Origin of the sequence: Rhodococcus sp. RCBS9 (genome assembly GCF_029457415.1) — a bacterium.
In the GTDB taxonomy this organism is placed as follows: domain Bacteria; phylum Actinomycetota; class Actinomycetes; order Mycobacteriales; family Mycobacteriaceae; genus Rhodococcus_F; species Rhodococcus_F qingshengii.
The window spans coordinates 3,327,386-3,349,403 of record NZ_CP120422.1; the positions used below are offsets into that span (position 1 = coordinate 3,327,386).

Here is a 22,018-nt window from a genome sequence, read left to right on the forward strand (position 1 = left end):
GGTGCTCGTGAATCGCTGCATGGGTGCTCAGGAGTGTTGTCGAGGCTGACCGCTGCCTTGACCAATTCACATTCCTTGGAGCTAGCTCGTGCTATCCACATATTCTGCAGATCTCTCTGTTTTGGCCCCGACTCTTACTGCTGACCGTGCTGTTTCCGCAGGTAGTAGCGCTAACCGTGGGGCGTCCGGACGTCGCCCGAGTGGTGCGTCGTTGCCTACCCGCCTTCGCCCGGCCGATCTGCTGCGTCTGACCGACGAGGGAGCAAACGGCGTGCTCGACGGCCGTTTCGATCACCTCATCCCCGACACCTTCCCGACGCTCGACCGTTGGTCCACCCGCTTGCACGCGGACGACGACGTCGATGTGTGGCTCATCAGTTGGGTGCCCGAACGCAACACCGAATTGCACGACCACGCAGGCTCGTTCGGTGCCTTGACCGTCCTCAGTGGTTCGCTCACCGAATTCCGTTGGGCCGGTGACGCCCTGGTGGAACGCCAGCTCGACGCCGGCGATCAGGCTTCGTTCCCGCTCGGATGGGTTCACGATGTCGTGCGTTCGACGGATGCTCCCGGTGCTCCGATCGAAATCAGCTCTGATGCACCGACTCTGAGCGTTCACGCCTACTCGCCGCCGCTGACGGCAATGTCCTTCTACGAAGTGACGGATCACCGGACACTTCGCCGCACCCGTACCGAGCTGACCGACCTGCCCGAGGGGGGCACCAAATGACCATCGACCAAATGCTCGACGACGCTCGCGCACAGATCGATCGTATGTACGTCTTCCAGCTCACCGAAGCCTTCCACCGCGGCGCGATCTTCGTCGACATTCGCCCGCAGGCGCAGCGCGCCATCGAGGGAACTCTTCCCGGTGCACTCGCGATCGAGCGGAACGTGCTCGAATGGCGCCTCGACCCCACCAGCAGCGCACACCTCGCGTTGGCCACCGACCACGACGTCGAGTGGGTGATCGTCTGCTCCGAGGGCTACACCTCGAGCCTGGCCGCAGCGTCGTTGCAGCAGTTGGGTCTGCACAAGGCCACCGATCTCGTGGGCGGGTACCAGGCGATCAAGGCCGCCGGCCTGCTCGGTGCGCTCAGCGGAGTTCGTCATTGCTCCCGCGAGTTGGCGGCTGTGTCAGCTCATTGAGGTATTTGCTGTGCGCCTTTATTAACCGCGGGCGGTTAATAAAGGCGCACAGCGGGTCTGGCGGTACATCTTCGGGCTCATTCCGTGATGACGGGTGAACGCGGTTGTGAGGGCAAAGGGGCTCGAGTAACCCACTTCTCGCGCGATCGACGACACCGTTCGTGCCGGGTCTGCGAGCAGATCCGCCGCCACCGACAAGCGCCACTCGGTCAGATAGCCAACCGGTCCGATCCCCATGAGGCTGGTGAACCTGCGCGCGAAGGCCGCTCGCGAACAGCCGGACTCCTGGGCCAAAGCCGCGACCGTCCAGGGGTGCTCCGGCCGATTGTGTATGAGCCGCAAGGCATGCCCGATGACGGGATCCTCGTAGGCCTTGATCCAACGCGGCGATCGATCCGGGTTCGCCGCGAACCACGTACGGACCGCCGAGATCAGAACCAGGTCGAGGAGCCTGTCCAACAACACTTCCTGCCCTGGCCCGTCCGCGGCGATTTGTTGTTCCAGAAGCGTCGTCATCGGCGTGGTTTCCATGCTGCGACGGACTACCGCGACGGGTATCAGGCTGTCGAGGATCTGACGGCTGACATAGGAGTCCAAACGGTATGTGCCCGTGAGCATGACGGTCTGACCACTGGTCGAGTTGCCCCAGGTGCGAACGCCGAGAACCGACATGTCCTCGAGTGCTGTGCCGTCGACCGCAGCGCAATTCTGTGCTTCGTCGATCAGTACGTGGACTGGTGTGTCCGGGTGATCGGCGACCGTATACGGATCGGGGCCGCGCAACAGTGCAACGTCGCCGGCCTCGAGATCTTCTGTCTGTCCGGTGTCGGAGACGACGACCGCGCTGCCTCGAACCAGAACCAGCACGGTGATCGGTGCGTGGTCCTCGATACGTAGTGACCACGGTGGATCGAGCAGCGAGCGCAGTAGAAAAGCGCCCTCCGCCCGCGATCCGGCCAGCATCATCGACAATGCATCCATGCTTCGACGGTAGACGCTGGCGTATGTTTTTGCGACCTTCGGCTATGGATCGTATTGACGCTCCGCGGTCGAATGAGTGCATGACGACAACAAGCGACATTCAATCGGCAGTAGTGATCGGTGGTACCGGCAAGACCGGTGCGCGCGTTGTGCAGAGGCTGACGGCGGTGGGAATCCGTACCCGAATCGCATCGAGAACATCCGGGGCGCGTTTCGACTGGAACGATCAGACGATGTGGCAGCCAGCAGTGTCCGGCGTCGACGTGGCATATGTGACGTATGCGCCAGATCTGGTTGTTCCGGAATCGAGCGCCCACATCGAGGAGTTCGCGGAGCTTGCGTACCGCGAAGGGGTTCGTCGCATGGTGCTCCTGTCCGGGCGCGGTGAACCGGCGGCGCAGAAAGCCGAGCAGGTTCTCGCCGACAGCGGTCTGGAATGGGCTGTGGTGCGGGCCAGTTGGTTTGCCCAGAACTTCAGTGAGGGGTACCTACTCGATCCGATTCGGGAAGGCCACCTGGCACTTCCGGTCGGTGAGGTGGGGGAGCCGTTCATCGACGTCGACGATCTCGCCGACGTGGCGGTGGCCGCATTGACTCGAACCGACCTCCTCGGCCGAGTTCTCGAGGTGACAGGTCCGGAGTTGCTCACTTTCGCGGCGGCGGTGGATGCGATTTCGACGGCGTCGGGTCGTCTCGTGACATTCGAAAGAATTGGACTCAAACAGTTTTCCGACGGCATGGCGGAGGTCGGCGTCCCGAGTGACGTCGTGGAGTTACTCAGGTACCTGTTTGCCGAGGTTCTCGACGGACGAAATCAAAGTGTGACCGGCGTCGTCGAAGCGGTCCTGGAACGACCCGCTCGAGATTTCACCACTTTTGCCGGCGAGGCTGCCCGAACGGGGGTCTGGTCGTGAAGAAGTCCGAGATCTTCTTGGAGCTGTTGCTCGGGGTGACTGCGCTCGGCGCGCTCGTTGCCGGTGGTGCGTTGTTTGCCTTCTCTTCCTTCGTGATGCCCGCCCTGCGGTCGGTGGATGCACATACCGCGATCACGTCGATGCAGGCGATCAACGTCGAAGCGCCGCGTAGTGCGTTGATGCTTCCGCTGGTCGGATCGGCGCTCACCGCGATCGCCGCTGGAATCTGGGCATCGATCTCCAGACCGGACGGCTGGGTCCTTGCTGTCGTCGGTTGCGTCGGGGTGCTCGCGTCCTTCGCGGTGACCGCGATCTACCACGTCCCTCGCAACGACGCGTTTGCCTCGGTCAGCACTACCGACGCGGCCGCATGGGCGTCGTACGAGGCGGGTTGGACTATGTGGAATCACGTTCGGGTCGGGCTGTACCTACTGTCGGGAATCGTGCTCGCGGTGGCCGCGGTGCTACCAGCAACAAACGCGGTGGACACGGCCCAGTAGTCTTGTACCCCGTGAGTGATGTAGAAGCCCAGCCAGTCGACGACACCCCCGAGCAGCTCCGTATCCGGCGCGAGAAGCGTGAACGGATCCTCGCGCAGGGGCAGGAGGCGTACCCGGTTTCGGTCGATCGCACCCACACGCTCGCGCAGATCCGCGCGGAGTACCCGGAACTCGAGCCGGACACGGCGACTGGCGTGCTGGTCGGCGTCGTCGGCCGCGTCATCTTCATGCGCAACACCGGCAAGTTGTGCTTCGCGACTCTGCAGGAAGGCGACGGTACCCAGCTGCAGGCCATGATCAGCCTCGCCGGCGTCGGCGAAGAGGCACTGGCTGCCTGGAAGTCCGACGTCGACCTCGGCGACTTCGTCTTCATCCACGGTGAGGTCATCAGCTCCCGTCGCGGCGAGCTCAGCGTGATGGCCGACGCGTGGCAGATCGCGTCCAAGTCGCTGCGCCCCCTGCCGGTTGCTCACAAGGAAATGAGCGAAGAGTCCCGGGTGCGTCAGCGCTACGCGGATCTGATCGTTCGCCCCGAGGCTCGCGACAACGCCCGCAAGCGCGTCGCAGTTGTCCGTGCGCTGCGCAATGCACTCGAGAGCCGCGGCTTCCTCGAGGTCGAGACGCCGATGCTGCAGACGCTGCACGGCGGCGCGGCAGCTCGCCCGTTCGTCACGCACTCGAACGCCCTCGACATCGACCTGTACCTGCGTATCGCGCCGGAACTGTTCCTCAAGCGTTGCGTCGTCGGCGGTATCGAGAAGGTCTTCGAGATCAACCGCAACTTCCGCAACGAGGGCGTCGACTCCACTCACTCGCCCGAGTTCGCGATGCTCGAGACGTACGAGGCCTACGGCACGTACGACGATTCCGCGAAGATGATTCGTGAACTCGTCCAGGAAGTTGCGCAGGAAGCATTCGGCACGCAGGTCCTCACCCTCGCCGACGGTTCCGAGTACGACGTCAGTGGCGAGTGGCAGGTTCTCGAGATGTACCCGTCGCTGTCGGCTGCCATCGGCACCGAGGTCACGCCGGATACGACGGTCGACGAGCTTCTCGCTCTGGCGGAGAAGGTCGGCCTCGAGGTTCCCAAGGACAAGGGTTACGGCCACGGCAAGCTCGTCGAGGAGTTGTGGGAACACCAGTGCGGCGATCAGCTGTACGGGCCGACGTTCGTCCGTGACTTCCCGGTCGAGACGTCGCCCCTGACCCGTGATCACCGCAGCAAGAAGGGTGTCACCGAGAAGTGGGACCTCTACATCCGCGGATTCGAATTGGCGACCGGCTACTCCGAACTGGTCGACCCGGTCATCCAGCGTGAGCGCTTTGTCGACCAGGCGCGCCTCGCGTCGGCAGGCGACGACGAAGCGATGGTGCTGGACGAGGAGTTCCTCGCCGCGATGGAACAGGGCATGCCGCCGACCACCGGCACCGGCATGGGAATCGATCGACTGCTGATGGCTTTGACTGGTCTCGGTATTCGCGAGACGATCCTCTTCCCGATCGTTCGTCCGTCCGCTCGCTAGCTTTACTTCGATCAAGGTTCGGCCGCACATGTTGCGGCTGAACCTTTTTCAGTTGGGGCGCTCCCAAGGTATTCGATAGTTCCCAACGACATTCGCCTGCGGCAAAGGATTCATCCATGCGCGGTCGCCCGAGTTTCGGACTTACGAATTGTTGCGATGATTTGGTCGATCGTGCCCTGGTTGAGTGCGTCAGGTAGTCCCTGATCCGACTGGACAAGGAAGACCATGACCTCGGCTGTGGAGTATCCGGGTGTGGTGACGACATCGAATTGTGCTGAGGGCGGATCGCATTCGTTGTCCGCCGGGATATTTGTGACGGTTGCGGTGTACCGGATCGCAGGGCGTCCGGAGATGGTGAAATTCGTGGGTCCGCCGTAAGCGATACTGGCGAGAGTGCCGTTCTTGGAGGCGAAGATTGCGCTCGGTAGAGGTCTTTTCTCGAGCCGTCGTCTGTCATGATTCCCCCGTCTGGATGCATCCCCCGATGCGTCGCGAGGAGTGTATCGGCACTGTCCTTGTCGCAAGACAAGTCGACCGGCATACCCGGTGGCGAGAAGTCCCAATCATCCTGACGAGCCGAGACAGGACGTTTGTCCAGGTGCTATTGTCGCTGCTTATCGAAGGATCTGGGGAGGAATGGTCGTGGTGAAAAAGGTTGTTGTCACGATGGTTGACGATCTGGACAAAAAATCACCCGCGGACGAAACTGTGGAGTTTTCCGTCGACGGAGTTGCTTACGAAATCGATCTCACCGCCGCCCACGCCGCGGAACTGCGCGATGCACTGAAAAAGTGGATTCCCCATGCGAGAAAGTCGAATTCCGCAAAATCGGCCAACGGATCGGTGGCCAAGTCTCGCCCAGTTGCCGACCGCGATCAGAGTGCCGCCATCCGCGAATGGGCCAAGGGTGCCGGCTTCGAGATTTCGGCCCGCGGTCGTATTTCCACCGAGGTGCGCCGAGCCTACGAAAAGGCCGTCTGAAATGGATCGCGAATGGATTCGGGCGCATTTTGCCGAAACGGATTGATAACGCGTTCTAGTTTGTTAGCGTCTGCACGGTTCGCATCTCTCGTAGAGGAGTCGGTCGTGCACAGAAACAGGTTGTTCGGGGGCGTGGTTCTTGCCGCTCTGATGCTCGTCGGGTTCACCTCCGTGGCTTCGGCTCAGGCTCCGTTGCCCGTGCCCAATGCCTTCCTTGCCGGTGTTCCTCAGGAGTTGGGAAATCCTGGCGGTTCAGCTCCTGGATCCAATGACTTTTCGTGTAAACCGACTGCCGAACATCCCAATCCGGTTGTGCTCGTTCACGGAACGGGTGGAAACAGGCAGACCAACTGGGCCACCTATGCGCCGTTGCTCGCCAACGAGGGCTACTGCGTCTTCGCGCTGACGTACGGCAACTTCCCCGAGCAACCGTGGCCGTTGTCGGCGATCGGTGGAATGCAGGAAATTCCTTCCAGCGCAGCACAATTGTCGAATTTCGTCGATCAAGTACTTGATGCCACGGGTGCTACATCGGTAGATCTGATCGGACATTCCCAGGGCACCATCATCAACGGGTACTACGCGAAGTTCCTCGGTGGTGCCGACAAAGTGGACAACATCGTCTCGGTGGCGTCGCTGTGGAAGGGAACGCTCGGAAACGAGCAGGCAAGTGTCGGCCGCAGCCTTCGCGAACTCGGGGTATCCGAGGCAGCGCAGGCCGGATTCCCGATCTGCAAGGCATGTCTGAACATGGGGGCAGGCTCGGAGTTCATCGAAAATCTCCGTGCGGGAGGCGTTTACGCGCCGGGTGTTCACTACACGAACATCACGACCCGCCACGACGAACTGGTGCTGCCGTATACAAATGGGCTGGAGCCTGGGCCGAACGCCACCAACATCGTCGTCCAGGACGGTTGTGAGCAAGACATCTCCGATCACCTCGCCATCGCGGCATCGCTGCGCGCCGCGACTTTTGCTCTCAATGCACTCGACCCCGCGCATCAGCGGCCGGTACCGTGCAACTCGGTATTGCCCGTCGTGGGTTGATCACTATGCGGAGGCCTTCGGTGGGGATTCGAACATGCGTGGGCGCTCTCGCTGTGGCGGGAGCCGTGGCCGTGTCCGCGCCGTCTCTTGCGTCGGCGAACGAACCTCTTCCCGTCCCGTCCGGTTTCCTCAGTGGAATCGCCCTCGAAGCGACCAACCCGGGCGGATCGGCCCCTGGCACCAACGACTTCTCGTGCACGCCTTCCGCTGCTCATCCTGATCCAGTCGTCCTGGTGCACGGGACGGCGGCCAACCGTCAGACCAATTGGGGCGTACTCGCACCCGTACTAGCCAACGAGGGATACTGCGTTTTTGCGCTCACCTTCGGGAATCGAACGGACCAGCCGTGGCCGATTTCCGCAGCCGGCGGTCTCGCACCACTCGGAGACAGCGCAGGGCAGCTGTCGGACTTCGTCGACGACGTTCTCTCTGCGACGGGTGCCTCGAAGGTCGACCTGATCGGGCACTCCCAGGGGACGACGGTCAGTGCCTACTACGCCAAGTTCCTCGGCGGTGACACGCACGTTTCCAAGATCGTCTCCATCGCTCCGTTGTGGGACGGCTCGGAGGTCGGCCCGCCGGAAGGCGTCGGGGGACCGGATTTCGACAACGCCAGCTTCGTCACCGAACTGCGCGACGCGGGCGTCTACTCCGATGACGTCGAGTACACCAACATCGTGACTCGGTTCGATCAAGTGGTCGTTCCGTACAGCAGCGGAATACTGGCCGCGTCGAACGCGTCGAACATAGTTGTTCAGGACGGTTGCGAGCAGGACCTGTCGGATCACATCGCGCTGGTGGCGTCGCAGCGAACGGCGACTCTGACGCTCAACGCGCTGGATCCGTCGAATCCGCGTGAGGTGCCGTGCGCTCGGGTACTCCCGATATTCGGCTGATCAGGCGTCGAAAATCGCTGTTCGCTTCAGGCGTACAGGAACCGGGAAACGATTCCCTCAGCTGCGACGTTGTGAACGGTAAGCAGTCCGGCTTCCGCCGCCAATCGGGTGGAGGAGCAGCAGGTGGACTTCGCGCCCTCTAGAGTAATAAGTGGGGTCGTGCAACCTTTGTCGATTCGTGGACGTCAGTCCGCTGACCGGCGAGGCGATCAGTCTGTAGTGCCGGAGCGAAACGCGGCGACCAGGGACGAGACATCCGGTCTCGAACCTGCCCGCCGGAGAGTGTGAGGGAGAGCGATGTTCGAGAGGTTCACCGATCGCGCGCGGCGCGTTGTTGTCCTGGCTCAAGAAGAAGCCAGGATGCTCAACCACAACTACATCGGCACGGAGCACATCCTTCTCGGCCTCATTCACGAGGGCGAAGGTGTCGCAGCCAAGTCGTTGGAGTCGTTGGGTATCTCCCTCGAGGGAGTCCGCAGCCAGGTCGAGGAGATCATCGGCCAGGGCCAGCAGGCTCCGTCCGGTCACATCCCCTTCACACCGCGCGCCAAGAAAGTCCTCGAGCTGAGTCTGCGCGAAGCGCTGCAGCTCGGACACAACTACATCGGTACGGAGCACATCCTGCTCGGTCTCATCCGTGAGGGTGAGGGCGTAGCAGCCCAGGTTCTGGTCAAGCTCGGTGCCGATCTCAACCGCGTCCGCCAGCAGGTCATCCAGCTGCTGTCGGGCTACCAGGGCAAAGAGCCCACCGAAACCGGTGGCACCCGCGGAGAGGCCGGCACGCCGTCCACCTCGCTCGTGCTCGACCAGTTCGGTCGCAACCTGACGCAAGCTGCCCTCGAAGGCAAGCTGGACCCGGTCATCGGCCGCTCGAAGGAAATCGAGCGTGTCATGCAGGTTCTCTCGCGTCGTACCAAGAACAACCCGGTTCTCATCGGTGAACCCGGTGTCGGTAAGACCGCTGTGGTCGAGGGCCTGGCTCAGGCAATCGTCAACGGTGAGGTCCCCGAGACCCTCAAGGACAAGCAGCTGTACACGCTCGACCTCGGGTCGCTCGTGGCCGGCAGCCGTTACCGCGGTGACTTCGAAGAGCGCCTGAAGAAGGTTCTCAAGGAGATCAACACCCGCGGCGACATCATCCTGTTCATCGACGAGCTGCACACCCTCGTGGGTGCGGGCGCGGCCGAGGGCGCTATCGACGCGGCCTCCATCCTCAAGCCCAAGCTTGCTCGCGGTGAGCTGCAGACCATCGGTGCCACCACGCTCGACGAGTACCGCAAGTACATCGAGAAGGATGCTGCCCTCGAGCGTCGTTTCCAGCCCGTTCAGGTGGGCGAGCCGACCGTCGAGCACACCATCGAGATCCTCAAGGGTCTTCGTGACCGCTACGAGGCTCACCACCGTGTCTCCATCACGGACGGTGCTCTCGTGGCAGCGGCGACGCTGGCCGACCGCTACATCAACGACCGCTTCTTGCCGGACAAGGCGATCGACCTCATCGACGAGGCGGGCGCGCGAATGCGCATCCGTCGGATGACTGCACCGCCGGACCTGCGCGAATTCGACGATCGCATCGCCGACGCGCGTCGCGAGAAGGAGTCCGCGATCGACGCGCAGGACTTCGAGAAGGCTGCGAACCTGCGTGACAAGGAGAAGACCCTCGTTGCTCAGCGCGCTGAGCGTGAGAAGCAGTGGCGTGCGGGCGACCTGGACGTCATTGCCGAGGTCGACGACGAGCAGATCGCCGAGGTTCTGGGCAACTGGACCGGTATCCCCGTCTTCAAGCTCACCGAGGAGGAGACCACTCGTCTGCTCCGCATGGAAGAGGAACTGCACAAGCGGATCATCGGCCAGGAAGAGGCGGTCAAGTCCGTCTCGAAGGCGATCCGTCGTACGCGTGCAGGTCTGAAGGATCCCAAGCGTCCCTCGGGCTCGTTCATCTTCGCCGGCCCGTCCGGTGTCGGTAAGACGGAGCTCGCGAAGTCGCTCGCCAACTTCCTGTTCGGCGACGACGACGCCTTGATCCAGATCGACATGGGCGAGTTCCACGACCGCTTCACCGCTTCACGTCTGTTCGGTGCCCCTCCCGGGTACGTCGGATACGAAGAGGGTGGCCAGCTCACCGAGAAGGTGCGCCGCAAGCCGTTCAGCGTTGTCCTGTTCGACGAGATCGAGAAGGCACACCAGGAGATCTACAACACCCTCCTGCAGGTGCTCGAGGACGGCCGTCTCACCGACGGTCAGGGACGTACCGTCGACTTCAAGAACACGGTGCTGATCTTCACGTCCAACCTCGGTACGTCTGACATCTCCAAGGCAGTCGGCCTGGGCTTCAGCTCGGGAACGGGCACGGAGTCGAACTACGAGCGCATGAAGCTCAAGGTTCACGACGAGCTGAAGAAGCACTTCCGTCCCGAGTTCTTGAACCGTATCGACGACATCGTCGTCTTCCATCAGCTCACGAACGAGCAGATCGTTCAGATGGTCGACCTGATGCTCGCTCGCGTCGAGGCGGCACTCAAGAACAAGGACATGGCCATGGAGGTCACCGACAAGGCCAAGTCGCTTCTGGCCAAGCGCGGATTCGATCCCGTACTGGGTGCACGACCGCTGCGTCGCACCATCCAGCGCGAGATCGAGGACCAGATGTCCGAGAAGATCCTCTTCGGAGAGATCGGACCCGGCCACATCGTGCTCGTCGACGTCGAGAACTGGGACGGCGAAGGCTCGGGCGAGGACGCGAAGTTCACGTTCACGCCTACCAAGAAGCCGATCGACGTGCCGGACGCACCGCCGATCGAGCTGACCAAGGCCGGCGAAAGCGAAAGCGCAGCAGAGTAGTACAGCAGAGTAGGTAACGAACGGGCGGCACCTCACCGGTGCCGCCCGTTTCGTGTATCACGGGAGAGGGCGTACACATGAACGACATCGAACTGGGTCACCTGCGTCGTTGCGTCGAATTGGCAACGGAAGCATTGGATGCGGGCGACGAACCTTTCGGTTCCGTCCTGGCAGCGGCCGACGGAACATTTCTGGCGGAGGATCGAAACCGGATCGCGGGCGGCGACAACACTCGCCACCCCGAGTTCGAGCTGGCTCGGTGGGCGGCTCAGTATCTGACGCCGGACGAGCGTTCGACGGCAACGGTGTTCACTTCGGGAGAGCACTGCGCGATGTGTTCGGCCGCGCACGCGTGGGTGGGCCTCGGACGGATCGTCTACATCTGCTCTTCGGCTCAACTCGGCGACTGGCTCGCGGAGTGGGGTGTGTCCCCGGCGCCGGTGAAGTCTCTGTCCGTCAACGAGGTTGCGCCGAACGTCCCGGTCGAAGGCCCGGTGCCGGAGTTGGTTCCGCTGGTGCGAGAACTGCATCGGAAGTTGCATTCGCCGAGTGCTTGACGGGCACACACAAACGGGCGGCACCTCGCTGGAGGTGCCGCCCGTTTGCGTGTGAAGTCAGGAAACTGCGTCGACCGCTCGAACCTTCTCTCGCAGTTCACCCTTGACGACCTTGCCGCTTGCATTGCGCGGCAGTGCTTCCACGACGACGATGTCCTTCGGGTGCTTGTAGCGCGCGAGACGATCGTTGAGGAAGCTGCTCAGCTCCTCGATGGTCAGGTCCACGGCTGAACCTGGCGCCATCGCGACGATCGCTACGGGCACCTCGCCCCACTTGGCGTCGGGGCGACCGACGACGGCGGCTTCGACGATCAATTCGTGTTCGTAGAGAACGTTTTCCACCTCCGCGCAGTAAATGTTCTCTCCGCCGGAGATGATCATGTCCTTCTTGCGATCCACGACGTAGACGAAGCCTTCGTCGTCGACTCGAACGAGATCGCCGGAGTGGAACCATCCACCGTGGAAGGCGTCAGCGGTGGCGGTGGGGTTGTTCCAGTATTCGCTCATCATCGTGGGCCCGCGGTAGACGATTTCACCGATTTCACCGGGCGCCACGTCGTCCATGTTCTCGTCGACGACCCTGGCCGAGATGGTCGGGATGACCCGACCGACGGATCCGAGCTTACGAATCGCATCCTCGCCGTCGAGAACGCAAGTGATGGGCGACATCTCGGTCTGACCGAAGACCGCGACATTGAATGCGTCCGGGAAGGTTTCGGCCATTGCCCGCAGGATCGTGTCGGACGACGGTGCGGCGCCCCACGAGATGTTCTTCAGCGACAGTGCTCGCGGTTGCGCCTTCTGTACGGCGCACACGGCCTGCCATTGCACGGGCACGAGGAACAAGCTGGTGACCTTCTCGGCTTCGAGAATGTCGAGTAGTTGACCCGGGTCGAATGCGCCGACCGGATGGATCACCGTGGTCGTGCCGAGTTGCAGGCTCGGCGCTATGGAACCGAGGGCTGCGATGTGGAACATGGGCGACGCGCAGAAGCCGATGGAATCGGCATTGAACAGGTGGAAGGCCCTGATACAGGTCAATGCTTGCGAAGACAGGTTGGAGTGGGAGAGCACCGAGCCCTTGGGGCGACCGGTGGTTCCCGAGGTGTACATGATGAGTGCAGGAGTGTCGTCCGGGATGTCGACGAACGCGTGCGACTCGCCCTCTTCGCTGATCAAGTCCTCGTAATTCAGGCTGTCACCCTCGGCGGGGGCGCCTACGGTGATGGAGATGTCGATACCCTCGGACGCGGCTCGCGCAGCTCCGGCCAACGGAGCCAACGGTCCTTCGGCGACAATGACTTTGGAGCCGGAGTCGTTTACCAGATAAGCGACCTCGGGTGGTGTCAGACGGAAGTTCACCGGAACAGCGATGGCGCCCAGTGCGTTGGTCGCGAGCACGACCTCGAGGTATTCGGGGCGGTTGAGCATCAGGATGAGCACGCGGTCGCCGAAGCTGACGCCGCGTCGGGCAAGAGCGTCCGCCAGCTTCTCGACGCGTGCGTCGAGGGTGCTCCAGGTGATGGAATCGCCCAGGAATCGCAGTGCGGTGCGATCGGGAATCATCTGCGCATGCCTGGCGATCTGATTGTTCCAGTTGGTGCGGCGTGAACGCTGCGCCTCGGAGACTGCATCGGTGGAGGCCATCGATGGGTTCCTCTCATGCGTGGGTGATTGTGTGACTCAGGCTACAGTGAGCCGTCGATTCGTACAGTGGTTTTGTTAACGAAAATTCGCAGTGATTACTTGAAGTGGGGCGCGCGTTTCTGCAGCATCGCCATCGCGCCTTCTTTGAAGTCCTCGCCAGTGAGAAGTTCTGCCTGGCCGGTATTTTCGAGCTCCAACGCAGCATCGAGGCGGTCCAGTGTCGCCGCATTGAGTGCGCGCTTGGTGAGTTCGAGGGCGCGTCGGGGAGCCTTCGACGTGCGATCGACGACGGAGTCGACGAGTGCGTCGAACGCGTCGTCGGCGACGGTGCGGGACACGAGCCCGAATCGCTCTGCGTCCTCGGCGGAAACTCGCTCGCCCAGCAATGCCATCTCGGCCGCTCGGGCACGTCCGATCGCTGCCGGTACCAACGCACTGGCGCCGCCGTCGGGCATCAGGCCGATGTTGACGAAGGAGAGGAGGAAATAGGCGCTCGATGCGGCGTACGTCAGGTCCGCGGCTAGAGCGATGGACACGCCGACGCCGGCGGCCGGACCGTTGACCGCGGCGATCACCGGGACCGGGGCGCTGGTGATGGCGCGAATCAGCGAAGTCGCCGCATCCATGACGACTTTCGGGTCTGCGGGGTTGGCGGCCGCTGCGGCGAGGTCGGCTCCGGTGCAGAACGCTCGACCGGATCCGGTGATGACGATGGTGCGAACGGCCGGGTCTGCGCCGCCGTCGTGGAGGGCAGCTGCGAAAGCAGTCATCGTGGGCAGATCGATCGCGTTCATCCGCTTCGGGCGGTCGAAGGTCAATCGCAGTACACCGTCGGTGATTTCGGAGCGAAAGCCCGTCTCGGCGGTGGCGGTCATGCCGCGCTCACAGCCGTGACGAATCCGGAAAGCCGTGAGGTGATGAGGTGTTCGGCCTCCGAGACCATGCGGTCGATCATGTCTGCGACGGTCGGGATGTCGTTGATCAATCCTTGGCTCTGTCCGGCGGACCAGATGCCTGCATCGAGGTCGCCGTCCTCGAAGACCTTGCGTCCGCGGGCTCCGGCTACCAGATGCTGAATGTCGCTGAACTGCGCGTCGCCACGTGCTTCGATGTCGACGACCTCGGCACTGATCGCATTCGCGGCTACGCGCGCGGTGTTGTGAAGCGTCCGGAAGATCAGCTTGGTGTCGCGTTCGGTGTTTGCGACAATCTGCTCTTTAACCGATTGTGCGACAGGGGATTCCGCGGTACACATGAAGCGAGTTCCCATGTTGACGCCGTCTGCTCCGAGCGCAAGCGCCGCGACGAGTCCACGTGAATCTGCGATTCCGCCTGAAGCGATCACCGGAATCGTGAGTTGCTGCGTGGCCGCCGGAATCAGAATGAGCCCTGGTATGTCGTCCTCGCCTGGGTGCCCGGCGCATTCGAAGCCGTCGATGCTGACGGCGTCGACGCCCAGTCTCTCGGCTTTGACCGCATGTCGAACTGCAGTGCACTTGTGGATAACCTTCACGCCCGCGTCCTTGAAATGCGGAAGATGATCGATCGGATTGGAACCGGCGGTTTCGACGATCTTGATCCCGGATTCGATGATCGCCTGGCGGTATTCGGCGTACGGCGGCGGCGTGATCGACGGCAGAATAGTGAGATTGACGCCGAAAGGCTTGTCGGTGAGATCGCGGGTTCGAGCAATTTCCTTGACGAGGTCTTCCGGTGTGGGTTGAGTGAGGCCCGTCAAGAACCCGAGGGCGCCGGAATTTGCCGTGGCCGCAACAAGTTCTGCCCGTCCCACCCACATCATGCCCCCTTGCACGATGGGATGGTCAACGCCGAACATTTCGGTGAAGCGAGTGCGAATCATCTGCTCACAACTACTTTCTTACGGTCGGTCATTCGGCATCGAACCCTCTTGCCGGCGAAGAAAACTTCACGCCGCAGGGAACGAGCCCGCCAGCGGACTACGTGCGAGGTTGTGCGAATCGTGACTAACATAACACCGCTGAGAGAGCGGGTGTCAAGACTCTTTTTCCGGAATCCGTCCGCCGCTACAACTGCGTTGTAGGGTTTCGGGTGAAGCAGTACCGGGCGCGAATTGCGACCTTCGCGACGGTTAACATGATCCGTTCGGACTCGCGCCCGTGGAAGTGCGGTGCAGCGGACGAAGGCAGTGCAAGAGAAAGCAACGGAAGTGGAGGGTCAGGTGCCCGGACAGACACGCGTCTCCGTGCGTGGCGGCGACCCTGCACCACGGACGCGTCCGAAGAATCGGAAGGCGCAAATCGCGGCCGCTGCTGCGGAAGCATTCAGCGAACGTGGCTACCACGCGGTGGGCATCGACGAGATCGCCGCGAAGGTCGGAATTTCCGGTCCGGCCCTCTATCGTCATTTCCCCACGAAATACGCCCTGTTCGTCTACACCGTGAACAACCTGACGCAGGCGTTGTTGGATGCCAGCGATCCAGCTGTGCACGGAAACGAAAATCCACGCGAGCAGTTGAACTCCACGATGGTGGGTGTCATCCGCGCGACGATCGAGAATCGGCGCCGGGGAGGGCTCTACCGATGGGAGGGCAGGTACCTGGTCGACGAGGATCGTGAGCAATTGCGGGTGGGAATGCGCACGCTCAATCTTCGGATCGCCGAGCCGCTGGCAGCGGTTCGTCCGGAACTCGACCCGGCGGATGTAGAACTCATCGCGCCCGCCGTGCTCAGTGTGATCGCCAGTATCACCGGTCATCGATCCGCGTTGTCCGCCAAGCAGATCGAAGCGCTGATTCTTGCGGCATGCTGGTCCGTCATCGGCGTCGAATTGCCCGCTGCCGAGGAGGACGGCGCGAGGGCAGGGGCGTCCGAACGCAAAACAGGCCTCGTACGGACGTCGAAACGCGAAGTGCTGCTTCAGGAAGCAGTGTTGCTGTTCTATCAGCGCGGCTACCACGACGTGAGCATCGAGGAGATCGGTGCCGCGGCGGGTATCAACGCGTCGAGTGTGTATCGGCACTTCGCGAGCAAGGCCGACCTTCTTGCTGCGGCCTTCCACCGTGCGTCCGATCGTCTGACTATGACGTTGGGCTCGGCGTTGGCTGAGTCGGAGACTCCTCTCGCGGCCGTCGAGACGTTGGCGAAGATGTACGTCGAGGTTTCGTTCGGAACCAGCGAACTGTTGGCCGTGTACTTTGCCGAGATCGGCAGTTTGCCGGATCGATCACGGACCGAGTTGCGCAACATTCAGCGTTTGAACGTCGAGGAGTGGGCGCACTTGTGTGTCGAGGCGCGTCCGGAGTTGTCGATCGTCCAAGCGCGGTTTCTCGTCCACGCGGCGCTCGGACTGGTCTTCGACATCGGCCGAATCGTGCACTTTTCCTCGGAGAACTCCGCGCAGGCCCGCGTCGAGAAACTGCTGTCCGCGACGCTCCTCGGGTAGTCCCGCCCGAAACAGTAGGTGTGACTTCACGTATCGCGGGTAGGTTCGTGATCGCAAGGCGTTCACCGAATCATGTGAAGACGGAAGTAGGGACAGCAATGCCAACTCGTACCGCACGCACCGCCTGGAACGGCACCCTCGAGGCCGGATCGGGACAGGTGGAACTCACCAGCTCGGGCGTCGCCACCTTCGACGTGTCGTTCCCCAAGCGCGCAGCTGAGGAGGCCGGCGGAACCACCAGCCCCGAGGAACTCATCGCCGCGGCGCATTCGTCCTGCTACGCGATGCAGTTGTCGGCCCTGATCGCCGAGGCCGGCGGGACCCCCCAGAGCCTCGACATCACCGCGGACGTGTCACTCGGCCCCGACACGGTCGGATTCAAGCTCACCGGAATCAAGCTCACCGTTCGCGCCGAGGTCGACGGCCTCGACGCCGACGGTTTTGCCAAGGTTGCCCAGGCGGCCAAGGAAACCTGCCCGGTCAGCAAGGCGCTGACCGGCGTCGACATCACGTTGGATGCGGCCCTGGACTGATCATCTCGCGCTCGGGCGCCCCCTCCGGCGCCCGAGTGCGGTTGTGTGTGACGACCAGGTAGCTCGCGAACAGGATCGGGAGCACCCACAGGTCCGAGGGATCGCGATAGACCAGGATCGGCAAGAGATCTCCGCGGAATCCTCCTGCGGTCAGGCGGAGAAACCCGATCACCCACTCGTATGCGTCGCCGATCGGCGGTATCACCTTCACGGCGGCGAAGCCGATCCCCGTGACTGCGATGGACCAGGCGATCGCTGCTCGCCCCACCAGACTTCGCCTGAGCACCTCGAGAACCGAGAGCAGAAGCAGGGGAAGCAGGAACACACCGGCGACGTCGGACAGCTTGCCCGTCATCGTGTTCCCGAATGCCCCTTTGAGTACGTGGTCGTTGATCAAGATGACGGCCACCGAGACCAGTGCCCACGGATTCAGCAGCAGATCGCCCGGACGGTTCACGACAGGTTGATGGTTGCCGAGCCGGACGAGAACAGATCGCACTTGAACTGAAGGCGCAGACCGGTGGCGGCTTCGGGGACCTCGTACGCCAATTCGCCTCGTTTGGCAGCGCCCGGCGCGAGCTCTCCGTCGACACTCGACGTGCTGCTGTCGGTGAACGTGATGTTGTACGACTTGTTTGCCGAGTCCTGCAGTTCGAAGCACATCATCGACGAGACCGTCGACGGCTTGTCACTGTTGTTGGTGACCTCGGTGTCGACCACGACGTAGCGGTTTCCGGGATCAGCGGTGATGAACTGATTGGTCGAGACGTAGGGATCTACGACGCCGTGTACCTGGACGCGCCAGTCGCCCAGTTCGACGACGTCACCGATTCCGAAGGCGGCCGCAGGTGCGGCGGAAGAACCGTTGTCGTCGACCTTCTTCGCTTCGTCGGTCTCGCCCGAGGCGATGGTTGCGAACAGGGCTGCGCCGACGGCGAGGAGGGCGAGGGGAGTGCGGAGTGATCGCATGATGTGCGCCTTTCGAGAGTTGGTATGGCACAAGTCAACGATGTGAGGACTGCTCACCGCTTCGGTCGAAAGATCGGTCCGCCTCATCCTTTCGGTCGGAGCCTGGCGGTTCGTCCACCCGTTCGGCTGATTCGAGGCGTCGGTGGCGGTGGATACGCTTGCTCGGTGATCACCACCAAAGGAACCGTTGTGCGACGACGCGTATGGACTACCGCCGCTGTCGCGTTCAGCCTTTTCTGTTCCTTCATGACGGTGGGCATCGCAGGCGCGTCGGGAAATATGCCACCGGTATTGGTCGGTATCGGGTTCGTCCTGGGCGTGGCCGGTGGGATATCGCTTGTGTGGCGCCATCAGTATCCCTGGGTGGTTCTGGCGATCACGCTGGTCGGCCCGTTGTTCTTCCCCACCGATGCGACGGCGGCGCTCATCGCATTGTTCGCCGTTGCTCGGATCGCGCGTGGGCCTCGGCTTGCTGCCGCTGCGGCAGCTGTCTTCGTCGCGTGCGGAATTTCGTTGACCTACGACGCTTTTCGCAATCGTGAGTACTCCGTTCTCACGATGGGAACGATGAAACCCAAGGACGGTTCGGCGGTTGTTCAATACGACGTCGCCATCTGGATCCCGTGGCTCGTCGCAGCCGTCATGGTCGGCATCGTCGTGGCGCTCTCGCTCCTGATTCGGACCAGAACCGAACTCGTCGAGGCCGAACACGTACGGGATCTTGCCACCGAGAAAACAGACGTGATGCGCGACGAGATGATTCGCACCGAGGAACGAACGCGGATCGCGCGCGACATGCACGACACGATCGCGGCCAGTCTGAGCCGGATTTCGTTGTTCGCCGGTGGGTTACAGGTCAGCGCGGCAGACAATCCCGAGAAGGTCGTCAACACCGCTGCGATGATCAGAACCACCGCGCACGAGGCTTTGGACGAATTGAAGGGAATCGTCGGAGTGCTCAGGGGAAGCGGTGATCGCCGCGAACACGGCGGGCACCAGGGGATCGACGCGATCGGCGATCTGGTCAACGGTGCACGCGCCGCGGGCATTCACTGCCGTCTCGAATCGGAGCTGCTCCCGGGTGATGTCGGAATGTTGGCGGGGCACGTCTGTTATCGCGTCGTTCAGGAATCGTTGACCAACGTCCAGAAGTACGCGAGCGACCAGATGCTCGTCATTTCGGTGACCGGGTCGCCGCACGACGGAATTCGTATCCTCGCACGCAACAAGCTGAGCGAGCTTGCACCCATGACGTCGATCGGTTCGCGGTCCGGCTTACGCGGGTTGGCCGAACAGGCAAGAGAAATCGGCGGCAAGGTGGAGGCAGGCGCGCTGGGGGACGATTTCCTCGTCAGTTGCTGGGTGCCCTGGTCGTCGTAACCCTCCCACCCTCCGACTGTCGGGGGCTCTGGGTAATCTGAGCGCACTATGGACGCTGACTCGCGCATCACAGTTTTGATCGTCGACAACGACGCCTGGGTTCGGCGCGGAATGAAGGACATCCTGGAAGCAGCGCCGGACATCGTGGTGGTTGCCGAGGCCGAGGACGGCGATCAGGTCGCAGCCAAAGTCACTCGGTTTCGTCCGCACGTGGTGCTGATGGATCTGAAGATGGCACGGGTCGGTGGCTTGGAGGCCACCCGAGAGTTGATGACCATGAGCAATCCGCCGAAGGTCATTGCGATGACCGCCTTCGACGTCGACGACATGGTCGTGCAGGCGGTCGAGGCGGGCGCGCACAGTTTTCTGAGCAAGGACGCGGCCCCACAGGCGTTCCAGCAGGCAGTACGGGTGGTGGCGTCGGACCACTCGTTGTTCAGCTCCGATTCTCTACGTGCCATCGTGGCCTCGGCGCCGCGTCGGCAAGCACCCGACCTGACTCCCCTCGCTTCGCTCACCGAGCGTGAGCGCGAAGTGCTGACAATCCTGGCGACAGGCGCGGCCAACAGCGTCATCGCGGAGCGGCTGTACCTCGGTGAGACCACCGTCAAGACGCATATCTCCTCGTTGTTCGCCAAACTCGGTGTGCCCAACCGGGTGAGTGCGTCGTTGATCGCGTTCCGGTGTGGTCTGGTCACGTGATTCTGTGACCTCGTGACGCGAGCCGGGACTAATCCCGGCCCTGTTCGTTGTTGCACCTTCGGTGACTGATCAAATCGTGATTGACCAAGACGTGACCATCGAAGTGTGGTCTGACGTCGCTTGTCCGTGGTGCTACATCGGAAAGACCAGGTTCCTTTCGGCTCTGGATCGTTTCGAGAACAAGGACCGCGTCAACGTCATCTGGCGCTCGTACCAGCTCGCTCCGGAGACCCCGGTGGGAGAGGGACGAACCGAACTCGACGCCTTGGTCGAGATGAAGGGGATGGCGCCTGAACAGGTACGTCAGATGTTCGCCCACGTCAGCGCGACGGCAGCCGAGGTCGGCTTGACCTTGGACTTCGACACCGTGATCGCCGCCAACACCTTTGATGCGCACAGGTTGCTGCATCTCGCGGGTGAGCGGCAGAACGAACTCCTCGAAGCGCTGTTCAAAGCGCACTTCAGCGACGGCAAGGTGATCGACGACCGTGAGGTGCTGGTCGAGCTGGCCGTGAGCGTCGGCCTCGACGCCGACGTCGTGCGCGAGCAACTGGGCTCCGATGCCGCAGCCGAGGCTGTTCGCGAAGATCTGTCCATGGCCCGCCAACTGCAGGTCAGCGGCGTTCCGTTCTTCGTCGCCAACCGTGCGGTCGCAGTATCCGGCGCTCAACCCGAAGAGGTGTTTCTGCAGTTGCTTACTCAGGCCTCCGAACCGGCCTGAGTAAGGCGAGCGGCACGAACTGCCGGGGCGTTCGAGAACGGCAACAGATGTGCACCGTCGTCGGGGCAGGAAAGCGTGACGTGCGCTGCATCGACGAACCGGTACGGCTGCGCTGCAACAACTCCGGCAAGGTTCTTGCGCAGACGCGACATCTCGGCCCGCGCGGTCACCGTGCGGGCCGGGTCACCGAAAAGATCCTGCGCCAACCGCGATGCGGTCAGTCCACGCCTCTCGGATCCGAGGAGAAACAGAATCTCCGCATGCCGCTGGGTCGGGGAGTAGGCCCATTCGCCCAACCCCGACGTGACGGTCACCGACATGTTCTCGGAATCGCGCAGATCGATATGCACCGTGGGCGCACTGATTTTCTCGCCGGTGGCGATCGGCCGGACCACCCACCCGCCGGGAAGTGGATCCAGTTCGCACAGACCCAAAGCGGGGAACCACGTCCTGCCGGGAGCCAAAGCCGCGGGGAGCAGCACGCGCGAGCGATGAGGTAGCGCATCGACCGCCGCTACCCAGCCATGAGTATCGATCACCAATGCCGGTGATCCGCTACGAGCAAGCATCGGCCCTGCAACAGAACGCAATTGATCGAGATTGTCCCGATGCTTGTCGCGCAGGTGTGATTGCGCGAGGCGTGCGACGGCGTCGACCAGAGCGAGTGTGGTGGGGTGGACGGTCTTGGCGGGACCACTGATGTCGACGACGCCGATGACACGGTCGTCCCGCGGATCGCGGATGGGTGCCCCCGCGCAGGTCCACGGATGATGGCTGCGCGCATAGTGTTCCGCCGAGAAGATCTGAACCGCCTGTCGTGACACTAATGCCGTTCCGATGGCGTTGGTGCCGACGCTGTCCTCGGCCCAGTTCGCACCCTCGACAAATCCCAGACGCGCAGCTTGGTCCAGTACTCGATGGGACCCGCTGCGCCACAGAACAGTTCCGCGAAGATCTGCGACGACCATGATGTTCTCACCGCTCGCGGTGACCGATTCGAGTCCGCGTGTCACGTCGTCGAGGACGTCGTACAGTCCGGACTCACGACGACGGAGATCGAGTTCGGCGACGTCCATGGACGGTTCGACCCGGTTGTGTTCGGGGTCGATACCTAACTCGCGCAGGCGTTGCCACGATTGGCGGACCACGTCCCTTGGGCGGGCCGGTGCGCGGTCTCCGGCCATCGTCGCGTCGTACACCGCGGCGAGGGTCCTCGCGTAGTCGCGAGGATCCTCGCCGGGCGGCATCGCAGG

The 22,018-nt window shown here is 62.6% G+C and carries 23 protein-coding genes; 16 read left to right on the plus strand and 7 right to left on the minus strand.

All coding sequences use genetic code 11. The annotated features are described in order from the left end of the window. The first annotated feature begins 211 nt into the window (after positions 1–211). A complete protein-coding gene (locus P0M12_RS15685) occupies positions 212–730 on the plus strand; it encodes a cysteine dioxygenase family protein (protein ID WP_007726989.1) in 519 nt (172 codons plus the stop codon). Further along, entirely contained in the window at positions 727–1,149 is a 423-nt protein-coding gene (locus P0M12_RS15690) for a rhodanese-like domain-containing protein (RefSeq protein ID WP_003945445.1), read from the plus strand. Before P0M12_RS15685 ends, P0M12_RS15690 begins: the two co-directional genes overlap by 4 nt. A gap of 21 nt (positions 1,150–1,170) precedes the next feature. Here the strand turns inward: P0M12_RS15690 and P0M12_RS15695 are convergent, their stop codons facing one another. Further along, entirely contained in the window at positions 1,171–2,130 is a 960-nt protein-coding gene (locus tag P0M12_RS15695; RefSeq protein ID WP_070161946.1) for an AraC family transcriptional regulator, read from the minus strand. An 80-nt stretch (positions 2,131–2,210) separates the two neighbouring features. Between P0M12_RS15695 and P0M12_RS15700 the strand changes: the two genes are divergently transcribed. The 9 genes from P0M12_RS15700 (at position 2,211) to P0M12_RS15740 (ending at position 11,389) form a co-directional block, all read left to right on the plus strand. Further along, on the plus strand, positions 2,211–3,044 hold the full coding sequence (locus P0M12_RS15700) for an NAD(P)H-binding protein (RefSeq protein ID WP_277376544.1): 834 nt from the start codon (positions 2,211–2,213) through the stop codon (positions 3,042–3,044). Beyond that, the gene (locus P0M12_RS15705) at positions 3,041–3,544 is read left to right on the plus strand and encodes an anthrone oxygenase family protein (protein WP_007726982.1); all 504 of its coding nucleotides are present in this window, start codon (positions 3,041–3,043) and stop codon (positions 3,542–3,544) included. The genes P0M12_RS15700 and P0M12_RS15705 overlap by 4 nt, the downstream gene beginning before the upstream one ends. Before the next feature lie 11 nt (positions 3,545–3,555). Then, positions 3,556–5,067: a lysine--tRNA ligase gene (lysS, locus tag P0M12_RS15710; protein WP_065456175.1), complete on the plus strand. Its 1,512-nt coding sequence runs from the start codon at positions 3,556–3,558 to the stop codon at positions 5,065–5,067. 225 nt (positions 5,068–5,292) lie between these two features. Continuing rightward, the gene (locus tag P0M12_RS15715; RefSeq protein ID WP_167398192.1) at positions 5,293–5,445 is read left to right on the plus strand and encodes a hypothetical protein; all 153 of its coding nucleotides are present in this window, start codon (positions 5,293–5,295) and stop codon (positions 5,443–5,445) included. A gap of 264 nt (positions 5,446–5,709) precedes the next feature. After that, positions 5,710–6,048 (plus strand): Lsr2 family protein, encoded by a 339-nt coding sequence (locus tag P0M12_RS15720; RefSeq protein WP_042923743.1) that lies wholly within the window; start codon positions 5,710–5,712, stop codon positions 6,046–6,048. A 150-nt stretch (positions 6,049–6,198) separates the two neighbouring features. Further along, positions 6,199–7,095 (plus strand): alpha/beta fold hydrolase, encoded by an 897-nt coding sequence (locus tag P0M12_RS15725; protein WP_228402257.1) that lies wholly within the window; start codon positions 6,199–6,201, stop codon positions 7,093–7,095. Positions 7,096–7,133: 38 nt separating this feature from the next. Next, positions 7,134–7,991: an alpha/beta fold hydrolase gene (locus P0M12_RS15730; protein WP_007726967.1), complete on the plus strand. Its 858-nt coding sequence runs from the start codon at positions 7,134–7,136 to the stop codon at positions 7,989–7,991. 297 nt (positions 7,992–8,288) lie between these two features. Continuing rightward, positions 8,289–10,832, plus strand: a complete 2,544-nt coding sequence (locus P0M12_RS15735; protein ID WP_003945604.1) for an ATP-dependent Clp protease ATP-binding subunit — start codon at positions 8,289–8,291, stop codon at positions 10,830–10,832. Positions 10,833–10,909: 77 nt separating this feature from the next. Then, positions 10,910–11,389 (plus strand): nucleoside deaminase, encoded by a 480-nt coding sequence (locus P0M12_RS15740; RefSeq protein WP_007726965.1) that lies wholly within the window; start codon positions 10,910–10,912, stop codon positions 11,387–11,389. Positions 11,390–11,446: 57 nt separating this feature from the next. Here the strand turns inward: P0M12_RS15740 and fadD5 are convergent, their stop codons facing one another. The 3 genes from fadD5 to P0M12_RS15755 form a co-directional block, all read right to left on the minus strand. Then, entirely contained in the window at positions 11,447–13,036 is a 1,590-nt protein-coding gene (gene fadD5 / locus P0M12_RS15745) for a fatty-acid--CoA ligase FadD5 (protein ID WP_003945871.1), read from the minus strand. A gap of 95 nt (positions 13,037–13,131) precedes the next feature. Further along, on the minus strand, positions 13,132–13,911 hold the full coding sequence (locus P0M12_RS15750; RefSeq protein WP_065456172.1) for an enoyl-CoA hydratase: 780 nt from the start codon (positions 13,909–13,911) through the stop codon (positions 13,132–13,134). After that, positions 13,908–14,897 carry a nitronate monooxygenase family protein gene (locus P0M12_RS15755; protein WP_064075123.1) on the minus strand — a complete coding sequence of 330 codons (990 nt, stop codon included), beginning with the start codon at positions 14,895–14,897 and terminating at the stop codon, positions 13,908–13,910. Before P0M12_RS15755 ends, P0M12_RS15750 begins: the two co-directional genes overlap by 4 nt. 339 nt (positions 14,898–15,236) lie before the next feature. Between P0M12_RS15755 and P0M12_RS15760 the strand changes: the two genes are divergently transcribed. Continuing rightward, positions 15,237–16,460: a TetR/AcrR family transcriptional regulator gene (locus tag P0M12_RS15760; protein ID WP_042923747.1), complete on the plus strand. Its 1,224-nt coding sequence runs from the start codon at positions 15,237–15,239 to the stop codon at positions 16,458–16,460. A gap of 98 nt (positions 16,461–16,558) precedes the next feature. Continuing rightward, positions 16,559–16,993, plus strand: a complete 435-nt coding sequence (locus P0M12_RS15765; RefSeq protein ID WP_007726950.1) for an OsmC family protein — start codon at positions 16,559–16,561, stop codon at positions 16,991–16,993. Here P0M12_RS15765 and P0M12_RS15770 read toward each other — a convergent pair. Further along, positions 16,968–17,450 carry a hypothetical protein gene (locus P0M12_RS15770; RefSeq protein ID WP_064111334.1) on the minus strand — a complete coding sequence of 161 codons (483 nt, stop codon included), beginning with the start codon at positions 17,448–17,450 and terminating at the stop codon, positions 16,968–16,970. The genes P0M12_RS15765 and P0M12_RS15770 overlap by 26 nt on opposite strands. Then, entirely contained in the window at positions 17,447–17,962 is a 516-nt protein-coding gene (locus tag P0M12_RS15775) for a DUF4352 domain-containing protein (RefSeq protein ID WP_003945701.1), read from the minus strand. The genes P0M12_RS15770 and P0M12_RS15775 overlap by 4 nt, the downstream gene beginning before the upstream one ends. A gap of 24 nt (positions 17,963–17,986) precedes the next feature. On the opposite strand from P0M12_RS15775, the gene P0M12_RS15780 reads away from it, so the two are divergent. From P0M12_RS15780 to P0M12_RS15790, 3 genes are all read left to right on the plus strand, one after another. Continuing rightward, positions 17,987–19,342, plus strand: a complete 1,356-nt coding sequence (locus tag P0M12_RS15780) for a histidine kinase (protein WP_054781748.1) — start codon at positions 17,987–17,989, stop codon at positions 19,340–19,342. Between the two features lie 48 nt (positions 19,343–19,390). Then, positions 19,391–20,044 carry a response regulator transcription factor gene (locus tag P0M12_RS15785; protein ID WP_042451934.1) on the plus strand — a complete coding sequence of 218 codons (654 nt, stop codon included), beginning with the start codon at positions 19,391–19,393 and terminating at the stop codon, positions 20,042–20,044. A gap of 76 nt (positions 20,045–20,120) precedes the next feature. Next, positions 20,121–20,765 carry a DsbA family oxidoreductase gene (locus P0M12_RS15790; RefSeq protein ID WP_007726933.1) on the plus strand — a complete coding sequence of 215 codons (645 nt, stop codon included), beginning with the start codon at positions 20,121–20,123 and terminating at the stop codon, positions 20,763–20,765. Here the strand turns inward: P0M12_RS15790 and P0M12_RS15795 are convergent. Beyond that, positions 20,744–22,012 carry a GAF domain-containing protein gene (locus P0M12_RS15795; protein WP_020968367.1) on the minus strand — a complete coding sequence of 423 codons (1,269 nt, stop codon included), beginning with the start codon at positions 22,010–22,012 and terminating at the stop codon, positions 20,744–20,746. The two genes, P0M12_RS15790 and P0M12_RS15795, sit on opposite strands and share 22 nt — an antisense overlap. Between the last annotated feature and the right edge of the window lie 6 nt (positions 22,013–22,018).